Annotated in this window: 19 protein-coding genes and 1 pseudogene; 16 read left to right on the top strand and 4 right to left on the bottom strand. The window is 60.3% G+C overall.

Features of this window, described 5'->3' with window-relative positions; translation table 11 throughout:
* The first annotated feature begins 4 nt into the window (after nucleotides 1–4).
* The 14 genes from icmF to KJB29_RS03540 all read left to right on the top strand — a co-directional run bounded on the left by icmF (nucleotide 5) and on the right by KJB29_RS03540 (nucleotide 18,017).
* Entirely contained in the window at nucleotides 5–3,253 is a 3,249-nt protein-coding gene (gene icmF, locus KJB29_RS03605) for a fused isobutyryl-CoA mutase/GTPase IcmF (protein WP_215733428.1), read from the top strand.
* A 229-nt stretch (nucleotides 3,254–3,482) separates the two neighbouring features.
* Nucleotides 3,483–4,526, top strand: a complete 1,044-nt coding sequence (locus KJB29_RS03600) for an acyl-CoA thioesterase (RefSeq protein WP_215733427.1) — start codon at nucleotides 3,483–3,485, stop codon at nucleotides 4,524–4,526.
* Between the two features lie 31 nt (nucleotides 4,527–4,557).
* Nucleotides 4,558–5,727, top strand: a complete 1,170-nt coding sequence (locus KJB29_RS03595; RefSeq protein ID WP_215733426.1) for a M24 family metallopeptidase — start codon at nucleotides 4,558–4,560, stop codon at nucleotides 5,725–5,727.
* 330 nt (nucleotides 5,728–6,057) lie between these two features.
* Nucleotides 6,058–7,233: a thiolase family protein gene (locus KJB29_RS03590; protein ID WP_215733425.1), complete on the top strand. Its 1,176-nt coding sequence runs from the start codon at nucleotides 6,058–6,060 to the stop codon at nucleotides 7,231–7,233.
* A gap of 123 nt (nucleotides 7,234–7,356) precedes the next feature.
* Nucleotides 7,357–8,202, top strand: a complete 846-nt coding sequence (locus KJB29_RS03585) for a 3-hydroxybutyryl-CoA dehydrogenase (RefSeq protein WP_215733424.1) — start codon at nucleotides 7,357–7,359, stop codon at nucleotides 8,200–8,202.
* A 134-nt stretch (nucleotides 8,203–8,336) separates the two neighbouring features.
* The gene (locus KJB29_RS03580; RefSeq protein WP_215733423.1) at nucleotides 8,337–9,119 is read left to right on the top strand and encodes an enoyl-CoA hydratase-related protein; all 783 of its coding nucleotides are present in this window, start codon (nucleotides 8,337–8,339) and stop codon (nucleotides 9,117–9,119) included.
* 28 nt (nucleotides 9,120–9,147) lie between these two features.
* The gene (locus KJB29_RS03575) at nucleotides 9,148–10,287 is read left to right on the top strand and encodes an acyl-CoA dehydrogenase (protein ID WP_215733422.1); all 1,140 of its coding nucleotides are present in this window, start codon (nucleotides 9,148–9,150) and stop codon (nucleotides 10,285–10,287) included.
* Between the two features lie 48 nt (nucleotides 10,288–10,335).
* The gene (locus KJB29_RS03570; protein WP_215733421.1) at nucleotides 10,336–12,333 is read left to right on the top strand and encodes a heterodisulfide reductase-related iron-sulfur binding cluster; all 1,998 of its coding nucleotides are present in this window, start codon (nucleotides 10,336–10,338) and stop codon (nucleotides 12,331–12,333) included.
* Between the two features lie 152 nt (nucleotides 12,334–12,485).
* Nucleotides 12,486–13,262: an electron transfer flavoprotein subunit beta/FixA family protein gene (locus KJB29_RS03565; protein ID WP_215733420.1), complete on the top strand. Its 777-nt coding sequence runs from the start codon at nucleotides 12,486–12,488 to the stop codon at nucleotides 13,260–13,262.
* A 13-nt stretch (nucleotides 13,263–13,275) separates the two neighbouring features.
* Complete coding sequence (locus KJB29_RS03560) at nucleotides 13,276–14,190, top strand: electron transfer flavoprotein subunit alpha/FixB family protein (RefSeq protein WP_215733419.1); 915 nt, start codon at nucleotides 13,276–13,278, stop codon at nucleotides 14,188–14,190.
* A 23-nt stretch (nucleotides 14,191–14,213) separates the two neighbouring features.
* Nucleotides 14,214–15,059, top strand: a complete 846-nt coding sequence (locus tag KJB29_RS03555; protein ID WP_004514143.1) for a CoA transferase — start codon at nucleotides 14,214–14,216, stop codon at nucleotides 15,057–15,059.
* On the top strand, nucleotides 15,044–16,204 hold the full coding sequence (locus tag KJB29_RS03550) for an acyl-CoA dehydrogenase family protein (protein ID WP_215733418.1): 1,161 nt from the start codon (nucleotides 15,044–15,046) through the stop codon (nucleotides 16,202–16,204). Before KJB29_RS03555 ends, KJB29_RS03550 begins: the two co-directional genes overlap by 16 nt.
* A gap of 24 nt (nucleotides 16,205–16,228) precedes the next feature.
* A complete protein-coding gene (locus KJB29_RS03545; protein WP_215733417.1) occupies nucleotides 16,229–17,194 on the top strand; it encodes a CoA transferase subunit A in 966 nt (321 codons plus the stop codon).
* 1 nt (nucleotide 17,195) lies between these two features.
* Nucleotides 17,196–18,017 carry a CoA-transferase subunit beta gene (locus tag KJB29_RS03540; RefSeq protein ID WP_215733416.1) on the top strand — a complete coding sequence of 274 codons (822 nt, stop codon included), beginning with the start codon at nucleotides 17,196–17,198 and terminating at the stop codon, nucleotides 18,015–18,017.
* An 82-nt stretch (nucleotides 18,018–18,099) separates the two neighbouring features.
* On the opposite strand, the gene KJB29_RS19240 is transcribed toward KJB29_RS03540, so the two are convergent.
* The 3 genes and pseudogenes from KJB29_RS19240 to KJB29_RS03530 form a co-directional block, all read right to left on the bottom strand.
* Nucleotides 18,100–18,417, bottom strand: a complete 318-nt coding sequence (locus KJB29_RS19240) for an Hpt domain-containing protein (protein WP_246560447.1) — start codon at nucleotides 18,415–18,417, stop codon at nucleotides 18,100–18,102.
* 60 nt (nucleotides 18,418–18,477) lie between these two features.
* Nucleotides 18,478–21,069 (bottom strand): annotated as a pseudogene (locus tag KJB29_RS19235) (PAS domain S-box protein); the annotation flags it as partial.
* Between the two features lie 968 nt (nucleotides 21,070–22,037).
* A complete protein-coding gene (locus tag KJB29_RS03530) occupies nucleotides 22,038–23,012 on the bottom strand; it encodes a GGDEF domain-containing response regulator (RefSeq protein WP_215733415.1) in 975 nt (324 codons plus the stop codon).
* Nucleotides 23,013–23,256: 244 nt separating this feature from the next.
* Here KJB29_RS03530 and KJB29_RS03525 point away from each other — a divergent pair, with 244 nt between their 5' ends.
* Nucleotides 23,257–24,675 carry a B12-binding domain-containing radical SAM protein gene (locus KJB29_RS03525; protein ID WP_215733414.1) on the top strand — a complete coding sequence of 473 codons (1,419 nt, stop codon included), beginning with the start codon at nucleotides 23,257–23,259 and terminating at the stop codon, nucleotides 24,673–24,675.
* Nucleotides 24,676–24,727: 52 nt separating this feature from the next.
* The gene (locus tag KJB29_RS03520; RefSeq protein WP_215733413.1) at nucleotides 24,728–25,330 is read left to right on the top strand and encodes an acyloxyacyl hydrolase; all 603 of its coding nucleotides are present in this window, start codon (nucleotides 24,728–24,730) and stop codon (nucleotides 25,328–25,330) included.
* A 319-nt stretch (nucleotides 25,331–25,649) separates the two neighbouring features.
* Here the strand turns inward: KJB29_RS03520 and KJB29_RS03515 are convergent, their stop codons facing one another.
* On the bottom strand, nucleotides 25,650–26,177 hold the full coding sequence (locus KJB29_RS03515) for a hypothetical protein (protein ID WP_215733412.1): 528 nt from the start codon (nucleotides 26,175–26,177) through the stop codon (nucleotides 25,650–25,652).

Below are 26,177 nucleotides of genomic sequence, written 5' to 3'. Positions count from 1 at the left end.
ATCCATGCATACCGCCGCAGCTGAACCCTGCAAAACCACCCACAAGGTCCGCTTCGTCACCGCCACGAGCCTCTTCGACGGTCACGACGCCTCCACCAACATCATCCGCCGTATACTGCAGGCCTCCGGGGCCGAGGTTATCCACCTGGGGCACAACCGCTCCGTGGACGAGATCGTCACCGCCGCCATCCAGGAGGATGCCCAGGGGATCGCCGTCTCCTGCTACCAGGGGGGGCATCTGGAGTTCTTCAAGTACATCAAGGACCAGCTGCGGGAGCGGGGTGCGGAGCAGGTGCGGATATTCGGCGGCGGCGGCGGGGTCATCATCCCGGACGAGATCCGGGAACTGGAGTCCTACGGCATCTCCAAGATTTTTTCCCCCGAGGACGGCCGACGCATGGGGCTCCAGGGGATGATCAACTTCATGCTCAAGGAGTGCGATTTCGCGCCCCAGCGGAACATCGACGAAGAGATCGACAAGCTCCAGCACCAGGATATCCGGGCCGTCAACACCCTCATCACCCTGGCGGAGCAGGATGTTCACGACCATTCCGGCGGCTACGGCCCCCTGCGGGAGAGGATCAGGACCATGGCCCGCCCCGCCCCGGTGGTGGGGGTCACGGGTACGGGCGGCGCCGGCAAGAGCTCCCTCACCGACGAGCTGGTGCGCCGGTTCCTGCGGGATTTCCCGGAGAAGAGCGTCGCCATTCTGGCGGTGGACCCGAGTCGCCAACGGACCGGTGGCGCACTCCTGGGGGACCGGATCCGGATGAACGCCATCAACACCAGCAAGGTCTACATGCGCTCCCTGGCCACCCGCGATTCCCACTCGGAGCTGTCGGCAGCCATCAAGGACGCCATCGACGTGGTGAAGGCCGCCGGCTTCGACCTCGTCATCGTGGAGACCAGCGGCATCGGTCAGGGGGATGCCCGGATCGTGGAGATCGCCGATGTCTCCCTCTACGTCATGACCTGCGAGTTCGGCGCTCCGACCCAACTGGAGAAGATCGACATGCTCGACTTCGCCGATCTCATCGCCCTCAACAAGTTCGAGCGCAAGGGGGCCGAGGATGCCCTGCGCAACGTGCGCAAGCAGTACCGGCGCAACCGCAACCTCTTCGAGGCGGCCGACGAAGAGCTGCCGGTGTTCGGCACCATCGCGGCCCAGTTCAACGACCCCGGCACCAACGTCCTCTACCGGGCCCTCATGGAAACCCTGAACACCAAAACGGGCTCGGGATTCCAGTCGAACCTGGTCATCACCGAGAAGGAGAGCCTCAAGCAGTACATCATCCCGCCGGACCGGATCCACTACCTGGGAGAGATCGTGCAGACGGTGCGCGGCTACCGGAAACGGGTGCAGGAGCAAGCCGGCGTTGCCCGGCGGCTCTTCCAACTGCAGGGGGCGAAGGAAGTGGTGGGCGATTCGCCGGCCACGGGGGAACTGGAGAGGCAGATCGCCCTCCACGAGGCAAAGCTCCACGAGGAACCGAAAAAGATCCTCGCCGACTGGCCCTGCCTGAAGGAAACCTACCGCCAGGATCAGCTGGTGACGAAGGTACGGGACAAGGAGATTCGCAGCGACCTCTACACCACCACCCTCTCCGGCACCCGGATTCCCAAGGTCTGCCTCCCCGATTTTGCCGATTGGGGTGAGGTCGTCCGCTGGTCCATGCTGGAAAACGCACCGGGACTCTTCCCCTACACCGCCGGGGTCTTCCCCTTCAAGCGGGCCGAGGAAGACCCCAAGCGCCAGTTCGCCGGCGAGGGGTCTCCGGAGCGGACCAACCGCCGCTTCCACTACCTCTGCAAAGACGACGACGCCAAGCGGCTCTCCACCGCCTTCGACAGCGTCACCCTCTACGGTGAGGACCCTGACTATCCCCCCGACATCTACGGCAAGGTGGGCGAGAGCGGCGTCTCCATCTGCACCGTGGAGGACATGCAGAAGCTCTACGCCGGCTTCGACCTCTGCGCCCCCAATACCAGCGTCTCCATCACCATCAACGGCCCGGCCCCCATGATGCTGGCCTTCTTCTTCAACGCCGCCATCGAGCAGCAGGTGGCCGCGTTCCGGGAGAAGAACGGCCGCACGCCCAGCGGCGCCGAGTACGCTGAGATCAGGAGCTGTACCCTCCAGACGGTGCGCGGCACGGTGCAGGCCGACATCCTCAAGGAGGACCAGGGGCAGAACACCTGCATCTTCTCCACCGAGTTCGCCCTCCGGATGATGGGTGACATCCAGCAGTACTTCATCGAGCAGAAGGTGCGGAACTATTACTCGGTCTCCATCAGCGGCTACCACATTGCCGAGGCGGGGGCTAACCCCATCTCGCAGCTGGCCTTCACCCTCTCCAACGGCTTCACCTACGTGGAGTACTACCTCTCCCGCGGTATGAAGATCGACGACTTCGCCCCGAACCTCTCCTACTTCTTCAGTAACGGCCTCGACCCGGAGTACACGGTCATCGGCCGGGTGGCGCGGCGCATCTGGGCCGTGGTGATGCGGGAGAAATACGGCGCCAACGACCGGAGCCAGAAGCTCAAGTACCACATCCAGACCAGCGGCCGCTCCCTCCACGCCCAGGAGATGGATTTCAACGACATCCGCACGACGCTCCAGGCCCTCATGGCCATCTACGACAACTGCAACTCGCTCCACACCAACGCCTACGACGAGGCGGTCACCACCCCCACCGAGGAGTCGGTGCGGCGGGCCATGGCGATCCAGATGATCATCACCCGAGAGTTCGGCCTGGCAAAGAACGAGAACTCCTGCCAGGGCTCCTTCATCATCGAGGAGTTGACCGACCTGGTGGAAGAGGCGGTGATGTGTGAATTCGAGCGGATCGACCAGCGGGGTGGCGTCCTGGGGGCAATGGAGACCCAGTACCAGCGGAGCAAGATCCAGGATGAATCCATGCTCTACGAGCACAAGAAACACAGCGGCGAGCTCCCCATCATCGGGGTCAACTGCTTCCTCAATCCCCGTGCCGATGAGGAGGGATACCAGGTGCCAGGGGAACTGGCCCGTGCCACGAAAGAGGAGAAGGAGCAGCAGATCGCCAACCTGCGGGCCTTCCAAGAGCGGCACAGGGATGAGGCACCACAGGCGCTGAAGCGACTGCAGGAGGTTGCCGTAAACGGCGGCAACATCTTTGCCGAGCTCATGGAAACCGCCAAGGTGGCATCCCTGGGGCAGATCAGTCATGCGCTTTACGAAGTAGGAGGAAAATACCGGAGAAACATGTGAAGACGGGCGCGAGCTTCCGACCATCGTGCCGTCCGTCCTCGGTCCGTTCTTGTGCGGCGTAGCGCTGCTACGCCTCCGCGACTGCTCTGCGGGGGACGACAATCTGGCCGAAATCTCACGCCCTTGACAATTGGGGAAATGAATACCGTCTCCAACGCGGTCTTTACGATTAAGCAATACGGGGTAAACTGAATGCAGCAAGTATCTTCATTAATCCTGGAGGCATTTCATGACTACCCCCACTGAAACTTCCCTTTACCGGACCTTGTCGCTGGGGAGCGAACCGATGCACCGCCGGCGTTTCATGGTGGTCGACGAGGAGATACCGGGCAATTTCCGCTTCGGCCTGCTACTGGAAGAGCTCGACATCCTCGCCGAGCAGACGGCCCTCGCCTATGTGCGGCGCTTTTACCCCGAAGGGCGGGTCGTTACGGCGGCCATCGACAATATCCTTGCGCGCCACGTGGTGGACGTCGACCGCGACATTGTCATGCATGCCCGGATCAACCACGTGGGGCGCTCCTCGCTGGAAGTGGGAATCCGGGTGGAGCATGCCGGCGACCCCGCCACCCACATCGCCTCCTGCTATTTCACCATGGTTGCCCGCGGCGGGGAAGCGGCCAGCGAGAGCATCCCCCTCCCCCCCCTGGAGTACCTTGATGAACTGGAGCGGCAGCGGGCAGACAAGGCCATTGCCGGCCGGGAGGAGTACCGCCGTCAGCAGGCGTCGCTCCGGGAGCCCCCCAGTCGGGAGGAATACGAGATGCTCGACCGGCTCCACCGGGCCCAGGAAGAGTCCGGCTTCTCCGGCCATCCAGCCGGCCGCCTGGTGGCCGACGCCTGGGAACGGATGTACCCGGAGCAGGAGTACGTTCCCCAGCGGATCTTCGGCGGCTACCTGATCCGCCGCGCCTACGAGCTCTCCGCCATCTGCTCGGAACTGGTAGCGCCGGACCGCTCCATCGTCGCGGCGGTGAACCGGATCAACTTCTTCCACCCGGTGCGCCTGGGGGACAAGCTCCACTTCACCAGCCGGGTGGTCTACACCAACGAGAGCTTTGTCTGTGTCGAGGCGAGCATCGAACGGATCAGCCGCGACCGGACCGCCAGCGCCCTCTCCAACTCGTGCCTCTTTACCTTTGTGAACGTGGACCGGGAGCTGAACCACCGTCCGGTGCCCCCCATCTATCCGGCCACCTACCGGGAAGATGCCCGCTACTTGGAGGCGTATCGGAGCTACCAGGCCATCGCCGGCCACTACCGGATGCTCTGAATACCAGCTATTCTGAAGGAGATAACTACCGATGATGACAAAAATGGAATCGGAACAGCGGATCATCCGACTGCAGACGGAACTGCGCGCCAAGGGGATCGACGGGGCGCTCATCATCTTTCCCATCGATGTCTACTACTTCACCGGCACCCGCCAGAACGCTACCCTTTGGGTGCCGGCCGACGGCAATCCGCTCCTCCTGGTGCGCAAGAGTTATACCCGCGCCGTCAGGGAAAGCCTCATCGAGGATACCCGGCCATTCCCCTCCAGCAAAGAATTTCCCACCCTGTTTTCCGAGGATGTGAAAAAGGTTGGCCTCACCTTCGACATCATACCGGTGCAGCAGTACAACTACTACGCCAAGATGCTCCCCGGCCGGGAGTTTGTGGATATCTCGGGGATCAACCGGGAACTCCGGTCGGTCAAATCGGCCTGGGAGCTGGAACGGTTGCGGGAGAGCGGCTCCCGACTGTGTGAAGTCTTCACGCAGGTTCCCACATTCCTGAAGGTGGGGATGCGGGAGATTGACCTTGCCGCGGAGTTCGAGTGCCGGCTCCGGAAGGCGGGAAGTGAAGGATACATACGGATGCGCGCTTTCAACCAGGAGCTGTTTCAGGGACTGGCTGTGTCGGGTGTGGCCGCTGCCGAACCGGGCTTCTTCGACGGCGCCGTCACGGGCCGCGGCCTCTCCAATGCCTCCCCCTACGGAGCCTCCACCGAGACGATCACTGAAGGCACCCCGATCATTCTCGACTTCGCCGGCATCTTCAGGGGTTACCTCGTCGACATGACCCGTATCTTTGTCATCGGTTCCCTGAGCGGCGAACTGGAGCATGCCTTTGCCACTTCCCTGCGGATACAGCAGTATCTGGTGGAAAACCTCAAGCCGGGGACAATCTGCGAGGAACTGTTCGCGAGATCGTTGGAAATGGCCGAAGCCGCCGGCCTCGGCAGAAACTACATGGGGGCTCCTGGGGAAAACGCGAAATTCGTCGGCCACGGGGTTGGCCTGGAGTTGGACGAATTCCCGGTGCTGGCCCAGGGGTTCAAGGTTCCGCTCCAGGCGGGACAAACCATCGCCATCGAACCGAAGTTCGTCATACCTGGCCAGGGGGTCATCGGCATCGAGAATACCTTCGCCGTTACCAACAGAGGCGGCGAGAAGCTTACTAGCATGGCCGATGACATCGTGTTTCTGTAGGGCTGTTCGGGTACCCCTTTCTCCATTAGGGGCAGCCGACGGGCTGCCCATTTTTTTGGCAGGAAACGAAATCACATCTCTATACCGCTTTTTTATAACCGCTCAATACCCCCTCGATATCTAACCTTGACGTCAAATAAACACATCAAACAGCAAATACCCCGACAATAAGCACACTAAATTACACACTCAACATATCGTTTTAGTTGGTTTTTATCAGAACACAAACATAAAGATTCACACACATCTATAAAGCCGTTCTAAACATGGTTGACATGCACGTGAAGTAGATATATGCTTACACCAAATCTGCAACCCGGAGGAAAAGCAATGCAAGACGTGTTTGTGGTTGATGCCCTGAGAACGCCGTTTGGTTCATTTTCCGGCATGCTGGCCGACGTGGATGCCCCAAAGCTGGCCGCCACCGTCATGAAAGAGCTTCTGGCAAAGGCCGGCCTCGCCCCCGACACGGTGAATGAAGTCATCGTGGGGCAGGTCCTCTCCGGCGGCTGCGGCCAGGCCCCGGCCCGCCAGGCCATGCGCGGGGCGGGAATCCCTGACTCGGCCCATGCCCTGACCATCAACAAGGTCTGCGGCAGCGGCCTGAAGGCAATCATGCTCGGCGCCGACAGCATTCGTCTCGGTGAGTCCCAAATTGTCATCGCCGGCGGCATGGAGAACATGTCCCTGGCGCCCTTTTTCCTCAAGAAGGCCCGCGCCGGCTACCGCATGGGGCACGGTGAACTGCTGGACCTGCTGATCTACGATGGTCTTCAGGATCCCTATACGGGCCGCCACATGGGAGAGATCGGTGAGGCGAGCGCGGAGCGCGGCGGCCTCACCCGCGAGGAGCAGGACGCGTTCGCCCGGCGCTCCTACGAACTGGCCCAGGCGGCGGTGACCGGCGGCATCTTTGCCGACGAGATCGTGCCGGTGGTAAAGAAGGGGAAAAAGGGTGACGAAACCCTCGCCACGGACGAAGAGCCCTTCAAGGGTGATCCGAGCAAGCTGCCATCTCTGCGGGCCGCCTTCAAGAAGGACGGCACCATCACCGCCGGCAACGCCTCCACTATCAACGACGGCGCGGCCCTGGCCCTACTGACCGATACCGACGGCCTGAAGAAGTACAACCTCACCCCCAAGGCCCGGATCGTTGCCTCGGCCACGGAAAGCCGTCATCCCGACAACTTCCCCGAGGCGCCCATCGGCGCCATCGAGAAGGCCTGCGCCAAGGCCGGCCTGACGGTGTCCGACATCGACCTCTTCGAGATCAACGAGGCCTTTGCCTCGGTGGCCCTCCTGGCCATCAAGGGTCTCGGCCTCCCCTTGGACAAGGTGAACGTCAACGGCGGCGCCTGCGCCATCGGCCACCCCATCGGCGCCAGCGGCGGCCGGCTTGCAGCCACGGTCATCCGGGAACTCCATCGGCGCCAGCAACGCTACGGCCTCGCCACCCTCTGCATCGGCGGCGGCGAGGCGGTGGCGGTGATCTTCGAGCGGATCTGAAATATTTGAAACACAGAGCAACAGAGCAACAGAGAAAGGCAATGAACTCCTTTTCGTAACTTCCTGATTTTCTCAGTTGCTCAGTTGCTCAGTATTATTCCGTTTCTGAAATGGAGGCAGATTATGATCAATAAAGTCGGGGTACTCGGCGCAGGTCAGATGGGAAACGGCATCGCCCACGTATACGCCCAGTTCGGCTATGACGTGGTGCTCTACGACATCGCGGAGCTTCAGCTCGAAAAGGCGGTGTCAACCATCAGGCAGAACCTGGAGCGGCAGGCAAAGAAGGGGGTCATTCCCGAATCGCTGGTCGGTGCAACTGTCGGCAGGATTCTGACCACGAAGAACATGACCGATCTCGCCGGCTGTGATTTCTGCGTGGAGGCGGTCACGGAGCACGAGCCCCTCAAGCTGGACATCTTCCGCAAACTGGACGATATCGTTCAGCCGAGCGCTATTCTGGCATCAAACACCTCGTCCATCCCCATCACCAAGATCGCTTCGGTAACTAAGCGTCCCGACAAGGTCATCGGCATGCACTTCATGAACCCGGTGCCGGTCATGAAACTGGTGGAGGTCATCCGTGGCCACGCCACCAGCGACGTCACCTTCCGCCTCACCGCCGAACTGGTGGCCAGGCTGGAAAAGGAAATGGCGGTTTCCCAGGACTACCCTGGCTTCATCGTAAACCGCATTCTTATGCCCATGATCAACGAGGCGGTCTTCGCTCTCTACGAAGGAATCGCCACGGCCGAGGATATCGACAAAGGGATGAAGCTCGGCACCAACCAGCCCATGGGCCCCCTGACGCTCGCCGACTTCATCGGCCTCGACACCTGCCTGGCAATCATGGATGTCCTCTACGACGGCTTCAAGGACCCCAAGTACCGCCCCTGCCCGCTCCTGGTGAAGATGGTGAATGCAGGATATTTGGGGCGCAAGTCGGGGCGCGGCTTCTACACCTACTGAGCCGCTTCGCCTTCACGTCCATGCCGGCGTTGGCTCCTCAAGGGCTCCTCAACGTAGCGCTGCTACGCCTCGTTCTCCCTTTCGTCGCCGCCTTGGCCTGAACGCGAAATCGAACCGGCTAAAGGAGAATCTCCATGGAATTAAAGAACCTGCTCATCGAAACCGCTGACGGCGTCGCCACCCTCACCGTCAATAGGCCCCAGGCCCTCAATGCCCTGAACAGCGAGGTGCTGACGGAGTTGGCCTCCGCCTTCTATCAGCTTGAATACGATCCTGCGGTTCGGGTGGTGATCCTCACGGGCGCCGGCGAAAAGGCCTTCGTGGCCGGGGCCGACATCAAGGAGATGGCTGCCATGTCATCCTTTGAGGGGCACCAGTTCGCCCTGAAGGGACAGCACTGCATGATGGCCATGGAGAAGATGAAAACTCCGGTCATCGCCGCCGTGAACGGCTTCGCCCTCGGCGGCGGGCTGGAGCTGGCCCTGGGGTGCGATTTCATCTACGCCTCGGAGAAGGCGAAGCTCGGTTTCCCCGAGGTGACCCTCGGCATTATCCCCGGCTTCGGCGGCACCCAGAACCTGGCGCGCCTCATTGGGAAGAGCCGGGCCAACGAACTGATCTTCACCGGCCGGATGATCACGGCCGACAAGGCCTTGGCCTGGGGGATCGTCAACGAGGTGTTCGCTCCTGAGGAGCTTCTGGCAAAGGCAAAGGAGGCTGCGGCCGCCATTGCCGGCGTCGGTCCCCTCGGAGTGACCTACGCCAAGAATGCCATTGCCAACGGCCTGAACATGGGGAAGGAAGACGGCTTCCGCTACGAAGCCTCCCTCTTCGGGGTGCTCTTTGGCACCGCCGACCAGAAGGAAGGGATGGGGGCCTTTGTGGAAAAGCGGAAAGCAGTATTTACGGGGAAATAATTTCACAATCAATCATAGGGAGGTTGTCATGAACTTCGAGCTGAGCCAGGACCACAAGGTATTGCAAGACGCCGTGCGTGACTTCGTAGAGAAGGAGGTAAAGCCTCTCGCCGTGCAGATTGACGAAGAGCACATGATCCCTGACGGTCTTGTCAGAAAGATGGGAGAGATGGGGTTCATGGGAAGCTATCTCCCCGAGCAGTACGGCGGGGCCGGACTCGACATGCTCTCCTACTCCATCGTGGTGGAGGAGGTTTCCAAGGCCTGCGGCTCCAGCGGGGTCCTGATCTCGGCCCACACCTCCCTAGCCTGCGGCCCCATTTACACCTTCGGCACCGAAGAGCAGAAGAAGAAGTGGCTTCCGGCCCTGAACAGCGGCGAGACCATCGGCTGCTTCCTCCTGACCGAGCCCGACGCTGGTTCCGACGCCGGTGCCATCGCCACTACCTACCGCCGCGAGGGGGACGAATTCGTCATCAACGGTTCCAAGATATTCATCACCAATGGTGGCTACCGCGGAACCGGCGTCCTCTTTGCCACTTCCGACAAGAGCCTCAAGCACAAAGGGGTTTCGGCTTTCATCATCGATCTCCGCTCCCACGGCGTGGAGATCCTGAAGAACGAGAAGAAACTGGGGATACGGGGCAGCTACACCACCGCCTTCGCCCTCGACAACGTCCGGATCCCTGTGGAAAACCTCCTGGGGCAGGAAGGCCAGGGGTTCAAGATCGCCATGGACACCCTGAATGGCGGCCGCATCGGCATCGCATCCCAGGCCCTGGGGATCGCTGAAGGAGCCTTCGAGCGGGCACTGGCCTACTCCAAGGAGCGGAAGCAGTTCGGCGCCCCCATCTGCGACCTCCAGGCGATACAGTTCAAGTTGGCCGACATGTGGGCAAAGATCGAGACCAGCAAGCTTATGACCCACAAAGCCGCGTGGCTCAAGGACCACAAGAAGAGCTACACCATGGAGTCGGCCATGTGCAAGATGCTCGCCTCGGAGGCCGCCACCTACGTCACCAAGGAGGCGATCCAGATCCACGGCGGTTACGGCTTTATCTGCGATTACGAGGTGGAGCGGATGTACCGGGATGCCAAGATCACCGAGATCTATGAGGGGACCAACGAGGTGCAGCGGGTGGTTATCTCGAAGCTGCTGTTGAGCTGACAGGACAAGACTAAAAGCTTCAAGGCTGGAAAGGAAGAAGGAGACATCATGGAAGCCACCCGCGAAATCTACTGGAACATCGGCCACGGGGTCGTGATCCCCATGTACCTCCTCACCTTTGCCGCCTTCGGCATCCTGGCGTGGGGGTTCTGGAAGCGTCTCCCCGTCTGGCGCCAGGGGAAGCCCCTCGACCGCTTCGACCGCTACGACGAGCGGGTGAAGCGCCTCGTCTCGACGGTGCTGAGTCAGTGCAAGGTTGCCCGGGTCAAGGACGGCGGCATTCCCCACGCCCTCTTCTTCTGGGGATTCCTCACCCTCTTTGCCGGCACGATAGTGGTGATGCTCCAGGCCGATTTCTTCACCCCCCTCATGCATGTGAACATCCTCAAGGGGGAGTTCTACAAGGCCTTCTCCCTGGTGCTGGACCTGGCGGGCCTCGGTGCCGTCCTGATGCTGGCCGGCCTCGCCATCCGCCGCTTCGTGCTGAAGCCCGACGGCATTGATACCATCAATGACGACCGGATCATCCACCAGCTCCTCTTCGCCATCCTCATCACCGGCTTCTGCGTCGAAGGGGCGCGGATGGCCGCCACGGAACTCCAGCAGAATCCCGACCTGGCCCGCTTCTCCCCCGTGGGATACCTCTTTGCCCAGCTTTTCACCAGCTACACCGACGACTCCATCCGCACCATGCACAAAGTTCTCTGGTGGACCCATTTCGCCCTCGTGCTCGGATTCATCGCCGCCCTCCCCTACACGAAGCTGCGCCATATCCTGACCACCAGCATCAACTCCTTCTTCGCCCCATTGGATGAAAAGGGAACCATCGGCACCCTCAACATGGAAGACGAGGGCCAGGAACAGTTCGGCGCCACGAAGGTCACCGACCTCACCTGGAAGGACATCTTCGACGCCGACGCCTGCACCAGCTGCAAGCGGTGCCAGGACCGCTGCCCCGCCTGGGCCACCGACAAGCCCCTCTCCCCCATGAAGGTGGTGAAGCAGGTGGGCGAAGCGGCTTTCACGGCACCAGATTCTTCCCTGGTGGAGACGGTCACTGCCGACGTCCTCTGGAGCTGCACCACCTGCCGCGCCTGCCAGGACATCTGCCCCGCCGAGATCGAGCACGTGAACAAGATCCTGGAGATGCGGCGCAGCCTCTCCCTCATGGAGGGGGAATTCCCGGGCGACGAGGTCCGCACCGCAGTCAGCAACGTGGAGGTGAACGGCAACCCCTTCGGCCTCGCCTATGCCAGCCGGGGCGACTGGGCCGAGGGGCTCCCCGTGGCCCGGGTCTCGGACGGCGAGGAGGCAGATATCCTATACTTCGCCGGCTGCTACGCCTCCTTCGACAAGCGGAACCGGGAAGTGGCCCGCAGCTTCGTGAAGATCTGCGCCGCCGCCGGCATCCGGGTTGGCATTCTCGGCAAGGACGAGAAGTGCTGCGGCGAGCCGGTGAGAAAGCTCGGCAACGAGTACCTCTACCAGATGGTGGCCCAGGAAAACATCGAGCTGATGAAGGCCAGCGGGGCAAAGAAGGTGGTCACCACCTGCCCCCACTGCTTCAACACCCTCTCCCGCGACTACCGCGACCTGGGGTTCGAGCTGGCAACCGAGCACTACGCCACCTTCATCCACGGCCTAATGGAGAGCGGCCGCCTTGCCCTGGCCCCCGAAGAGAAACGCTTCCCCTTCACCTACCACGACTCCTGCTATCTGGGGCGCTACAAGGACATCTTCGCCGAGCCCCGGGCCGTTCTCACAGCCGCCGGCGGCGACCTGCGAGAGATGGACCGCTCCGGATGCGACAGCTTCTGCTGCGGCGCTGGTGGCGGGCGAATCCTGGCCGAAGAGAAGCTCGGCACCAAGATCAGCGAGACCCGGGTCCGCATGGCCGGGGAGACCGGCGCCCCGCTCCTGGTTTCCAACTGCCCCTTCTGCCTCACCATGTTCGAGGACGGCATCAAGACCGGCGGTTTCGAAGAAAACATGAAGGTAAGGGATCTGGCAGAAATCGTGGCGGAGAGATTAACCGTAAACCTTTAGCAATAACACGGAGCAACGGAGCACACGGAGAACAACAAATTCGGAGAAAAAGCTCTAGGCGCACAGAAAATTATACAAGTTTGCGTTTGTTTTTCTCAGATTTTCCTCCGTTGCTCAGTTGCTCCGTGTTTCAAGAATTTGGGGAGGTGTCTATGAAAATACTCGTCTGCGTCAAACAGGTTCCCGACATGGAATCCCGCTTCAAGCCCGATGGCAGCGGCACCTGGTTCGAGGAGACCGATCTGGCCTTCCGGATGAACGAGTACGACGAATATGCCGTGGAACAGGCGGTGCAACTCAAGGAGCAGCTGGGGAACGAGCCGGAGGTGACGGTCCTCTCCATCGGCCCGGACCGGGTGAACGAGGCCATCAAGAAGGCCCTCGCCATGGGGTGCGACAAGGGAGCCCACATCCAGGACCCCGCCCCCCAAGGGAAAGACCCGTGGCAGATCGCGTCAATCATCGCCCGATACGCCCGCGGCGAGGGATTTGACCTCATCTTCACCGGCATGCAGTCCCAGGACCGGGGCTCGGCCCAGGTGGGGGTACTGGTGGCGGAACTTCTCGGCTACGCCTGCGCCACGACCCTTGTGGGCTTCGCCTTCGCCGACGGCGTGGTGACCGCCAAGCGCGAGCTTGAAGGGGGAATTAAGGGGGTCGCGAAGCTGCGGCTTCCGGCCGTCGCCACCTGTCAGTTGGGCCTCAACATCCCCCGCTACCCTACCCTTCCCAACATCATGAAGGCCAAGAAGAAGGAGATCCTCGCCATCCCCGTGGCCGACCTGCTGCAGGAAGAGTCTGTTGCCACCACGGCCCGGTTCTACCCGCCAGCGCGAAAGGGAGGCGGGATCGTGCTGGAAGGTGATGTGGGGAACCTGGTGGAGCAGCTCTACGGGATCCTGAAAGAAAAAACGAACGTGCTCCGGTGAGAGGAGAAAATCCATGAAAGCACTGCTTGTCTGTGAATATCGCGAAGGAAAACTCCTCGATACAACCTACGAACTCCTCGCCTTTGCCGACCGCATCGGCGCCGAAAAGGCCATGGTCCTCATCGGGAGCGACAGCGCCTTTCCCGCCTGCAATGGCACAGTTTACCTGGCCGAGGCGACGAAATACGGCGAATACAACCCGGACGTTCACAAGAAGATCGTCCTCGATGCGGTCCAGCGGGAAAACGCCGACTGCGTCGTCTTTGTCCACTCCTCCTACGGCTGGGACCTTGCCCCCCGGGTGGCCGCAGCCCTCAGGGCCGGCCAGGTGTCGGAGATCGTCGACATTGTGGACGGCGGCTACGAGGTGGGGTGCTGCAACGCCAAGATGCGCCGCACCGTGGCACCCAGGAGCGGCAAGGCGGTCCTCACCATCCAGGCTGGCGCCTTCGGCTTCACTGGCACTCCCCAGGGGACGCCAAAGGTGGAGCGCATCGACATACCCGATGGGGCGACGCCGGTGGAATTTGTCGGCTACGAGCCCGCCGAGAAAAAGGACGTGGACCTGACCCGGGCCGAGGTGATCGTCAGCGCCGGTCGGGGCGTGGGGAAAAAGGACAATATCCCCGTTATCCAGGCTCTGGCCAAGGCCCTTGGCGGAGAATTGGGGGCGAGCCGGCCGGTGGTGGATGCCGGCTGGGTGGATCACAGCCACCAGGTGGGGACCACCGGCCAGAGCGTGAGCCCCAAGCTCTACGTGGCCTGCGGCATTTCAGGGGCGATCCAGCATCTGGCCGGCATGAAAAAATCGGATTTTGTCGTCGCCATCAACAAGGACAAGGACGCCCCCATCGGAGAAGTTGCCGATGTCCTCGTGGTGGCCGACGTGATGCAATTCGTGCCGGCTCTCACGGCCAAACTGCAGTGAACCGGGCTGACAGAGGAGGAGCCATGAAGCCCCTTAAAGGAATGGTTGTCGTGAACCTGGCCGTGAATCTTCCCGGCCCCGCCGCCGCCCGGCGCCTCCGGCATCTGGGGGCATCCGTCGTGAAGGTGGAGCCGCCGTCAGGCGACCTCATGGAACTGTACAACGCTGATTGGTACCGGGATATGGCCGTCGGCCAGACGGTCGTCAGGATCGACCTAAAGAGCGCCGAAGGTCTGGCTCACCTCAACGGCCTGCTGGCAACCGCCGACCTCCTCATTACCGCCAGCCGCCCCGCCGGCCTCTGCCGTCTTGGTCTCGGGTGGGAGGAGCTTCACCGGAAATTCCCCCGCCTCTGCCAAGTGGCCATCGTCGGCTATCCCGCCCCCCGCGAAAACGAGGCGGGCCACGACCTCACCTACCAGGCCTCTCTCGGTCTTCTCAACCCTCCCCACATGCCCCGGACCCTCCTTGCCGACATGGCCGGCGCCGAGCAGACCGTTTCGGCCGCCATGGCACTCCTTCTCATCCGCGAACGGGGACAGGAGGCGGGCTATGCGGAGGTCGCCCTTTCCCGCGCGGCCGAAGCCATGGCCGAGCCTCTACGCTACGGCAGTACCGCTCCGGGCGCTCTTCTGGGTGGCGGCATTCCCGAATACAACCTCTATGAAGCCCGTGACGGCTGGGTGGCCCTGGCAGCTCTGGAGCCCCACTTCAAGAGCCGGCTTGAAGAGTCGCTGGGAGTGAGTACCAGAGAAGAGTACCGCGCCGCCTTTGCCGACCGGAGCGCCCGGGAGTGGCAGGAATGGGGACGGGAGCAGGATATTCCGATTATCGTCGCAGAGGAGAAGAAACCATGTATCTCGAACTGACCGAAGAACAGAAACTGATTCAGGACACCGCCCGTGACTTTGCCAAGGCCGAACTGGAGCCGGTGGCGGCGCAGCTTGACCAGGGAAGCGACCGCGGCCCCCTGCTGGCCAACCTGAAAAAGCTGGCTGAACTGGGTTTCATGGGATTGAACGTGCGGGAGGAGTACGGCGGCGCCGAGGCCGGGGCCATCTCCTTCAGCGTGGCCATGACCGAGATCGCCCGGGCCTGCGCCTCCACGGCGGTCACGGTCTCGGTCAACAACATGGCCGCCGAGGTTATCCAGGTCGTCGGTTCCGAGGAGCAGAAACGGGCTTACATCCCGAAGATCTGTTCCGGCGAGTATTCCGCCGCCAGCTTCGCCCTCACCGAAACCTGCGCCGGCTCCGATCCCGCCGGAATGGTGACCCAGGCCGTGGACGACGGCGACTCCTGGGTGCTGAACGGCTCCAAAATTTTCATTACCAGCGCCTCCTATGCCGGGGTTTTCGTGGTCTGGGCGGTCACCGACAAGGCTGCCCCCAAGGGTAAAGGTATCAGTTGCTTCCTGGTGGAGGCTGGAACGCCCGGCCTCATCATCGGCAAGGAAGAGCACAAGATGGGGCAGCACGCCTCGGCCACCAACGAGGTAATCTTCACCGACTGCCGCATCCCCAAGAGCGCCATGATGGGGAAGTTGAACGACGGTTTCCGGATCGCCGTGGCGGAGCTGGCCGGCGGACGGATCGGGATCGGTTCCCTGGGGCTCGGCGTCGGGCTGGCAGCCATGGACCATGCCACCCGCTATACCTCCGAGCGGACCCAGTTCGGCCAGAAGATCAGCAACTTCCAGGCTATCCAGTGGATGGTGGCCGATGCCTACACCGAACTGGAAGCTGCCCGGCTCCTCCTCATGAACGCGGCCTTCCGCAAGGATCAGGGAAAGTCCTTTGCCAAGGAGGCCTCCATGGCGAAACTGTACGCCACCGAGGCGGCCAACCGGGCCTGCTATTCGGCGATCCAGATGCTCGGCGGGTACGGATACACCCAGGATTTCCCGGTTGAGCGTTATGCCCGCGATGCCCGGATCACCTCCATCTACGAAGGGACCAGCGAGATCCAGCGGGTGGTTATCTCGCGGGAAATTCTCAAGAATTTTAACCAATAGAAATTATCACGTATGGAGGTATGTATGGGGACAGGTAAACGCATTACCTTGCAGCAGGCCGCCGAGATCATCAAGGACGGCTCCAGCCTCACCTTCTCCGGGTTCACCATCTGGCGGCGCCCCATGGCCATCGTTTTCGAGCTGATCCGCCAGCAGAGACGGGGACTCCACCTCATCGAAGTGAATGGCGGCCCCCACACCGAATTCCTCGTGGGAGCCGGGTGCGTCGACATCTGGGAGTCGTGCTGGGTCGGCCATGAGCTCTACGGCAAGTACGGCGCCAACCTCTCCCGCAAGGTGGGTAACAGGGAGATCATAGTTGAGGATTACAGCCATGCGGAGATGATGTTCCGCTTTGCCGCCGGGGCCGCCGGCGCTCCTTACGCCGTTACCCAGACTTCCCTCGGCACGGACATCCACAACCCTGAGTACGACATGCTCGGCCGGGCCGGCCGGCGGGACGGGAAGCGGATCCCCAAGCAGAAGTACGTCTTCACCGAGGATCCCTTCTACGAAGCCGGCTCCCAGGTGCTGGTGCCGGCGGCCAAAGCCGACATCGCCATCATGTGCGTCCAGCAGGTGGGAGAGGAAGGGACCGTCCGGGTCAGCGGCCAGTACTACTCCGATCCCGAGGCGGCCCGGACCGCGGACATCACCATCGTCATGGCCGAGGAGATCGTCCCCGAGGAGTACCTGCGCCGGGAGGCCGACCGCAACACCATCACCAGCTTCGAGGTGGACCACATTCTGGAGTGTCCCTTCGGCGCCCACCCCACCGGCATGTTCGGCCGCTACGACGTGGACGGTGCTTTCCTCAAGGACTTCTACAGCCGGACCCGCACCCAGGAAGGGTTTAACGACTTCGAGAAAGAGTGGATCACGGGGCTCGACCACATGGGTTACCTGGAGAAGCTCGGCTGGCCGCGGATGCTGAATCTGAAGGCCAATACCGCACTCAACTACTCGACCAGCGTAAAGAGGGGGCAATGATATGAGCAGAGAGTACGCGACTCCGGAAGAATACGGCCTTGCCGATCTGCTGTGCTGCGCGGCGTCCCGTGAGGTGCACGACAACGAGATCGTCTTTGCCGGCACCGGCCTCCCCATGGTGGCGATCATGCTGGCCCAGAAGACCCACGCCCCGAACCTGAAGCTCATCTTTGAGGCCGGCACCCTCGACGGCCGCCCACCGGCCATCCCCACCTCCGTCGGCGACGCCCGGTGCGAGATGGGGGCCTCCCGGGCCTCGGGACTCTACGATGCCTTCAGCATCGCCCAGCGGGGCTACGTGGACCTGGGTTTCCTCGGCGGCGCCGAGGTGGACGAGTACGGCAACGTGAACACCACCTGCATCGGCGACTACCTCAACCCCGAACTGCGCCTCACCGGCAGCGGCGGCAACCCCGACATCAACTCCTTCGCCAAACGGACCGTCTTCATCATGGTCCACGAGAAGCGCCGCTTCACCCCCAACGTCAGCTACATCACGAGCCCCGGCTGGCGGGTGAAGAAATGGCCGGAGGGCGACTTCGTCCATCGCCGGGAGCTCTACGGCGCCGCCTACCGCGGCGGCCCCTCGGCGGTCATCAGCACCGCCGGCGTCTTCCGGTTCGACGGGGAGAGCGGCCGCATCTATCTGGACACCTGCCACCCCGGCAAGACGCCGGAGGAAATAAAGGAGATGTGCCACTTCGACCTGGACATCTCCCGGGTTAGCGGCGAAACGCTTCCCCCGACCCGAGAAGAATTGCACTTCATCCACGATGTTCTTGATCCCGAGCAGATCTTCATTCCGAAGGTGACAAAAGGATAGATGCCGGATTGGGCAAAAAAAACGCGGCCCCCGAATCAGCCGGGAGCCGCGTTTTTTTGCGGCGGAACATGACGTGTTCCGATTATTCGTAGCGGACTTCAATTGCCTGCAGGTACGCCTCGAGGGTATCGAGCTGTTTCAACACCTCGACGAGATTGCCGTCATTCGCCGCCAGTTCCATATCCCGCCCGATTTCCGTTATCCTCGAAAAACCGTAACAGCCGCCGGAACCCTTCAAGCCGTGGGCGATGGTCCGCACTTCGTCGAACTGACCATTGACCGCAAGTTCACGGATGACAGAGCCTTCTGTCTTTCTCCCCTCCAGATAGGCCGGAATGATGTCTTCAAGTTCCGGATCGCAGACGACAACTATTTTATCCGGCACATTGTCGCGATCCATGTTCGTTCCCTGCTTCCCGTTGGTCCGTGGTCGTTGCTGGTATTCTCCGACGATTTCCAGCAGCTTGTCCTTTTTGATCGGTTTGGTCAGGTGCGCGGTACAGCCGGCATCAATGCTCCTCAACTGATCTTCCTTGAGCGCATTGGCAGTGAGCGCGATCACCGGCAGCGGCGCCCGGCCCGTCTCCCGCTCCCATTCCCGCACCAGGCGCACTGCCGTATAGCCATCCATGACCGGCATCTCCATATCCATGAAAACCACGTCATATCCACCCCCCTTGATCTTTGCAAGGGCTTCCTCGCCATTTACCGCACACTCTACCGTATGCTCGGTACGCCGGAAATAGGCCGTCAGCACGGTGCGGTTCGCCAGATTGTCGTCCACCACCAGAATGGAGAGCGGTCTGCCGAGCTTGTCTCCGGGAAGTTGTTCTTTCGGAAGCGGCTCTTCTGTTCTGCGCGAGATGGCGAAAGGTACTGTGAAGCGGAAACAGCTCCCCTTCCCAACGGTGCTCTCCACGCCGATTTCACCTCCCATCATCCCCACAAGGTGACGGGAGATGGCCAGCCCCAGCCCTGTCCCGCCGTAGCGCCGGGTGGTTGATGAATCCGCCTAGCTGAAACTCTCGAAGATGGTGTCCAGCTTTTCCGGCGCTATGCCGATGCCGGTGTCGGTCACGGAGAACCTGATCAGTACTTCGGCATCGGACTGTTGGACCGGCTCAACCTCCAGAAGTACACTCCCGCCGCTGTCGGTGAATTTAACGGCATTCCCCACCAGGTTGATCAGCACCTGCCGCAACCGCAACGAATCTCCCAGGAGCCAGTCCGGGACTGCGGATTTCACTGAGAAGGAATATGTTACCCCCTTTGAGGACGCTTTCACCGACGTGATGTCCGTCAGTTGCCGGATGCAGTCCCGAAGACTGAAGGGTACAGAATCCAGCTGCAGCATGCCGGCTTCGATCTTTGACAGGTCAAGGACGTCGTTAATCAGTCCCTGCAAGGTTTCGCTCGCTGAATGGACAACCGACAGATACCCTGCTTGTTCGTCATCGAGGCGGGTTTCTTCCAGAAGGTCGCTCATACCGATGATTGCATTGAGGGGCGTTCTGATCTCATGGCTCATGCCGGCCAGAAACTCGCTCTTGGCCCTGTTCGCCTGTTCGGCCCGGTCCCGCGCAACTTTCTCCAGTTGTGCGATATTGGCGAGCTCTTCCTGGAGCTTTTTCTGTTTTTCGATTTCCTCACGAACCCCCACAAAATGGGTGATTTCCCCCTTTTCGTCGTAGATGGGCGAAATGGATGCCATAACCCATACAAGACTACCGTCCTTGCGGCGATTATGGAATTCTCCGTACCACTCCCGCCCTGAAAGTATGGTCTCCCACAGGTTTTTATAGAACTCCGGCGGGTGGGTCGGACCTTTCATGATGCGCGGGCTCTGGCCCCGCAACTCTTCGAGCGTATAGCCGGTGATCTGGCATGATTTGGGATTAACATACTCTATGCGTCCGTCCCGGTCGGTAATGATGATGGATACCGGGCTGTGCTCCACGGCAGCGGAAAGCATCCGGAGGGAAGCATTTATCCGTTTCTGTTCCGTGATGTCCCGGAGTAACCCGACGGCATTCCATGTCCCGTTGAGGAAAACCGCAGACAACGACATGGCAACCGCAATCTCCTGACCATCCTTTCGCCGGGCGAAGAGCTCAAGAGTTTTGCCCACGGCACTGCCGTGACCGCTCCTTTGGAACGCTGCAAATGCCGCACGGTAGTCGGCCAGATAGCGCTCGGGGACCAGCAAGTCGTGAAGATCCTTACCGAGCGCTTCCGTAGCGCTATACCCCAAAATCTGTTCGGCGGCGGGATTCCAGTAGGTGATGGAACCCTGGTGGTCCATCATCAGGATCGCATCGTGGGCTGAGTTGGCGATGCTGCGAAGTTGTGTCTCGCTGTTTTCAGCCGCCTCTTTGGCTACCTGCAGTTCTGCGGTCCGCGCTGTGACCCGTCGTTCAAGATCCTCATTGACCGCGGTCAGTTCAGAGAAACTTTGTTGTAAGGCATTTTCCATCAGCCGGAAGTTATCCTGCAGCTCCTGCTCTTCCCTTACCTCAGCTGGGCGCCAGGATATCAGTTCTCCCTGCGCAATCCTTACCGGGAGTTGGCCGGTAGCCTTCCCCAGCATGGCAATGGGCGCCAGCAACCGCCGGCTGAAATAACGGGACAGGCCGACCACCACCAGTGTCAGCGATGCCAGTATTCCCAGCAGCATGGATGCGCGGTTGTTGATCTCCTTCAGTGACGGCGCCAAGGAGGACTCCACCACTAACCGGAAGCCGGATTTGGGGTCCAGTGCGATCTCCGTCTGGTAGAACGAACGGGTCCAGCGTTTCATGGGTCCGACCCCCGGTTGAGGATCAGGAACCCATTGACTCACAGTACCACCAACCGGAAGCAGCGTCCCCTCCTTGGGCAACGTAAACCGCTCCAGAAATTTCTTGTCACTGTGGGTGGTGACCACAACCCGGCGTTGCCTGTCCAGCAGTGTCAGATTGACATCCCGCTTGCCGACAATTCTCTTCAGCAGCGCAGCAGGATGACCGAGAGATACCACGCTGAAAACAGCCCCCCTGTATTCCCCTTCCACCATGCAAGGGGCCAGCATAATGAGACGGGGGCCGGGTATGCCAATCTTGCCTATGAAGGCATCAAAAACCATCGGATGCGCCGGGTCATTCAATCCTGCTATGTACGGACGGTCCCCCAACCAGACGCCGATGGTGGAGGAGCCCTTTTCGTCAACGCGGGGCGAGAAGGCGCGAGTGACATGGTTACGATCCATGACCCCCAGCCGGTAGGTGTCGCTGCCATGGGCGGCATGGTATCTTTCAAGGAACCGCTGCATCTCCTGGGACGGCATTCGGTCAGGGTCGCCAATCAGATTGACGAACACACCCATCTTGTGCTGCTCTTCGTCAAGCCAGCTTGAAATAGTAAGGTTGGCCACATCGGCCATCTGCACGGTATCCCGCTGCAGACGTTCCATCTTGTGCCGGAAATACCCGCAGGTATCGAGAAAGGCGAAGATGAACGCCGGTACCAGCACTACTCCCTGCAGGATGACCCCCAGCCATTTACGCAGTGAAGGAAGTTCGGCGCTACCTCCCAGACGCCAACTCAGCAGAAAGAGAGCCTCAGCAATACTGGTATTGATGATGCCGTTCATCCCCTGCTTCAGGGCAACCAGGAGGGTGGCACCGACATTGAATCCCATGACCTGGTGATAGAACAGCCAGACCAGCACGAGGCCACCGCTGAGCCAGTAGATGATATCGCCGATCATCAGGTCCATGCGTTTGCGGTTTCCCAGCCAACCGGCACAGAGGGCCTCGCAGCCGAAAATGACGATGGCCCAGGGGTGGTGCCACTGCAGCCAGGTGCACCCCGCGGCAATCACCGCTGCCAGCAGGCCTGTGGCCGGTCCGAACCGCAGCAGGGCGAACATGCTGAACACGGAGCCGAACAGAAAGTCCACGTTGAAGAACAGTGACAGTTTGAACCAGTTGACGAGAAAACCGGCGCTCCCCAGGAGGACGCCGGCCATCAGTTCGCGCCTATTCATAGAAGAACACCTTCATCAGTATCGGGAGAATCCGGCTTCCATCGCCGCCAGGAGTTCTTGCCCCCCCTCTTCGCTTCGTACATGGCGTTGTCGGCATGGGTCATGAGAAGTTCCACGGTATCTCCGTCATCGGGATAGACGCTGATCCCCACCGAAGCCCCGATCCGGCAGGTGATGCCGGAAATATCGAAGGGGCGTGACAGGGATGAAATGATCTTCTCGGCCACGGTCACCGGACCGTCAAAAGACTTCACCCCGCGTACGATAATGCAAAATTCGTCACCCCCCATGCGGGCCACGGTGTCGGATGCCCTGACACAGCCGTCCATGCGCTGCCCCGCCATGACCAAAAGTTCGTCCCCGGTCTTGTGGCCATGGTTGTCATTTACCGCCTTGAACGCGTCAAGGTCCACAAACAGGAGCCCGAAATTGCTCTCGCTTCGTTTGGATTCCACAACGGCACGCTCCAGGCGCTCAAAAAACAGCAGGCGGTTCGGCAGCCCAGTCAGTTTGTCAAAATGGGCCATCTGCCGGAGCTGTTCTTCCGACTCCTCCAGCCGGCGGTTCTTTTCCTGAAGCCCCAGGTTGGTGAGCGCCAGTTCCCGCTCCAGGGTCACGATCCTCTCGGCCGCCTTGATGCGCACCTTGAGCTCTTCCTTATTGAAAGGCTTCCCGATGAAATCGTCGGCCCCGGCCTCCATGCCGACCACCACATCATCTCTCCTGGCGGTCAGCATGATGATGTAGGTGTATTCCGGAAACCCGGCTCCCCTGATGCGCCGGCAGAGGGCCGGGCCCTCCAGGTCGGGCATGATCCAGTCGGTGATCACAATGCTGGGGCGATGCTCCTGGATAAGATTCCACCCGGACTCGCCATTGGGCGCACCGAGGGCGTCATACCCCCATGACTTAAGGTAGCGTCCCAATAGCGTGCGGATTTCCGCTTTGTCGTCAATATAGAGGATTTTCATAGAGTTCTTTCGATGATGCTATTACTGTGCCCAACCGTTCCACTCCGGATAAATGATGCCGGTTGCCGTTAAACACCAATAACGGACAGAAATCTTGTAGGTTTGCTATAAGTATCTGGAGTCAAACTGTTGGCTTCGATAGAGTCGAGGTGATGACCGTTCGGCGACAGCGATAGCATTTGCTTTCTTCCATCAAACCGACTAGCATAGCGCCGCAATTCATTACGGCAACGAGGCGATTCACGTGAAGGTCCTCTTCATCCATCCCTTCGGCAGCAACTGGCTGGGGACCGGAACCGATATAACCACCATCTTCAATCTCATGCCCCCCCTGGGGTTGCTCAGCATAGCCGCCTTTCTTGAGGCCCGGGGAATCGGCACCGAAGTCATCGACTGCTATGCCACGCCGATGCCGGCTGAAACCCTGGTGGCCGAGGTAATCCGCCGCCGCCCGGATGTGGTGGGCTTTTCCTGCACCACGTCGTCATTCCTTGAAGGCTACTCCATTGCCGAAAGGATCAAGGAAAAGGCCCCCGGCATCACGACGGTCTTCGGCGGCGCCCATGCCTGCTCCGTAGGCGTTGGGCTGCTGGACAGCTTCCCGGCCATCGACTACCTGGTGATCGGCGAAGGGGAACAGACTTTTTTCGAACTGGTGACCAACCTGGACCGCGGTGGAAGCGACATCCCCGGCGTCGGCTACCGGGAGAACGGCAAGGGAGTCATCAGTGCCCTCCGCGAGCATATCGCCAACCTTGACGACCTCCCCTTCCCGGCCTACCACCGTCTTCCCCAATTCCCCAAACGCTACACCCTTCCCCTCTTCAGCTATCCGAAGGCGCCGAACACCAGCATCATCTCCAGCCGGGGCTGCCCCTACCAGTGCTCCTACTGCGACCGCTCGGTCTTCTCCCGGGGATTCCGCTTCAACTCGCCGGAGTACATCGTCGAGCACCTGAAAATGTTGAACCGCGACTACGGGATCCGCCACGTCTTTTTCTACGACGACCTCTTCACCACCGACCGCGCCCGGGTGGCCCGTTTCTGCGAACTGAAGGAACGGGAACGGCTACCGGTGACCTACAACTGCATCGCCCGCCTGGAGCATGTGGACGCGGAACTGCTGCGCCTCCTCAAACGTTCCGGCTGCTGGCAGGTCAATTTCGGCATCGAGTCGGGGGATCCGGAGGTAATCAAGAAGCACCGCAAGTTCTACGGCCTGGACGAGGTGCAGCGGAAACTGCAGTTGGTGAGGGACACGGGGATGCGGGTAAAGGGGCTCTTCATGGTGGGACTGCCGGGAGAGACCGAAGAATCCATCCGCCGGACCATCGACTACGCCCTGGCACTCCCCCTGGACGAAATCAACGTCACCAAATTCACCCCCTTCCCCGGCGCGCCGCTCTACGCCACCATCCGCGAACAGGGGGAATTCGACGAGAACTGGCCGCTGATGAACTGCCTCAACTTCGTCTTTGTCCCCCACGGCATGACCCGTGAACAACTGGAAGGGCTCTACAACGAATTCATCAGCCGCTTCTACCGCCGGAGCCGCATCCATTGGGGCTACACGAAGATGCTCTGGAAGTCGCCCCACAGCGTGGCTACCTTCCTGCGACACCTGCCGGAGATCCTGGCCTTTGAACTGAAGCAGAAGTGGTGACTGCTGTGATCCTTACGGATACTCAAGCGCGAATCGTCAAAGGAGTCAGGGCATGAAGCCTTATCCCTATCTGGTAGCATTCCTGGTCTCTGGCTCTCTTCTCGCCACCTCCCCCTGCATCGCCGCCGAATCGCCATCTGTCGCCACCGCCGACCACGAATGGGCCTTCCTCGCCGGCTATGGCATAACCCACCGGGGCTTCGGCGCCACCCGCACCCAGGTACAGACCGCCGATGCCATCGGACGCTTCGGCTGGTTCCTGTCGGACGAGGTGGGAAAAGGGTCATGGTACCAAGGACGTCACGAACTGCTGGTGGAACTCCCGATCCATCTGGCGGTCGATCATCGGGACCGGATCATGACCGGCGGCTACCTTCTCGGGAGCTGGAAATTCACCGGACTGGCAGACGAGAAACTGTACCCCTACGTCTTTGCCGGCGGCGGGGTACTCTTCGTGGACCTGGGCCTCCCCACCATGGGGACACGGCTCGACTTCTCCTACCAGGGGGGAACCGGCATCCAGTATCTCATCGGGAAGAATACGGCCATCATGGGGGAATACCGCTACCACCACGTCTCCAACGCCGGCACCGCCGAGCCCAACGAACCGCTCAACTCCAGCAAGTTTCTGGTGGGTATGTCGTGGTTTTTCTGACAAATGTGCATTTATTGTCCCATGGTACTTGGCTGATTGCTTAGTCTAGCAAGGGATTCTTAAATGTCAGCTTAGATCAAGTGGTTAAGTCCGCCGTTGATGCAATAATTCAAGATAGAAATTTATTTTTAGGAACAGCAAGTCAATGACTTGTACAAAATTGTTTCAATTAGAGACCATCGCAACAAAGAAAGCCCTTCCGTATCACGCGGAAGGGCTTTCTTTGTTGTAACACTCTGTACAGTAAGTAGAATAAATATATTGACAGACGAGACAGACTCTAACTGTAAAATGCTTTCCCCTGTCGATTTGCTAATTATTATTTAGCTTCTGGAATTCCAGTTGCTGCATCCTCGCCCAATTCGGTAGTCAGAGTTTCAATCGCACCAATCATTGATGAGTATACAGGGCGGCTGACAATACGTTTTGCAGAATACTTAGCCACTACTTTGCCGTCTGCATCTGTCAGGATGCCTTGATATGTAGCCGTGCCAGCCATCACCCAACGGATACCTGGATCGAGTGTCACAATCTTCGGTTCTAGAACCAATGCTCCCTTGGGAGCGGTTTCAGTAGTAAAAAGAATTTGGTCAAAGTATCCAATTTTGCCAATGTATTTCTCGAATTCTGCCTTAAAGAGTCCGGATAGCTTTGGTTGAGCTTCCGCATACTCTTTGGCCTCATCGCCATCAATCTTGTCTGTAACCGTCTCAGACCAATTAATTGGGCGAACCACAAGAGTGTTGAATGTTGCGAGGGGAGTGTCTTTTTTCGCAGGGACGCTAGAACAGGCACTTAAAGCGAATACTGCTACAGCAAGCAATAACATGACAACCAATTTCCTCAT

Source organism: Geobacter grbiciae (assembly GCF_018531165.1).
GTDB lineage: Bacteria > Desulfobacterota > Desulfuromonadia > Geobacterales > Geobacteraceae > Geobacter > Geobacter metallireducens.
This window is presented reverse-complemented; position numbering and strand designations above follow the sequence as displayed.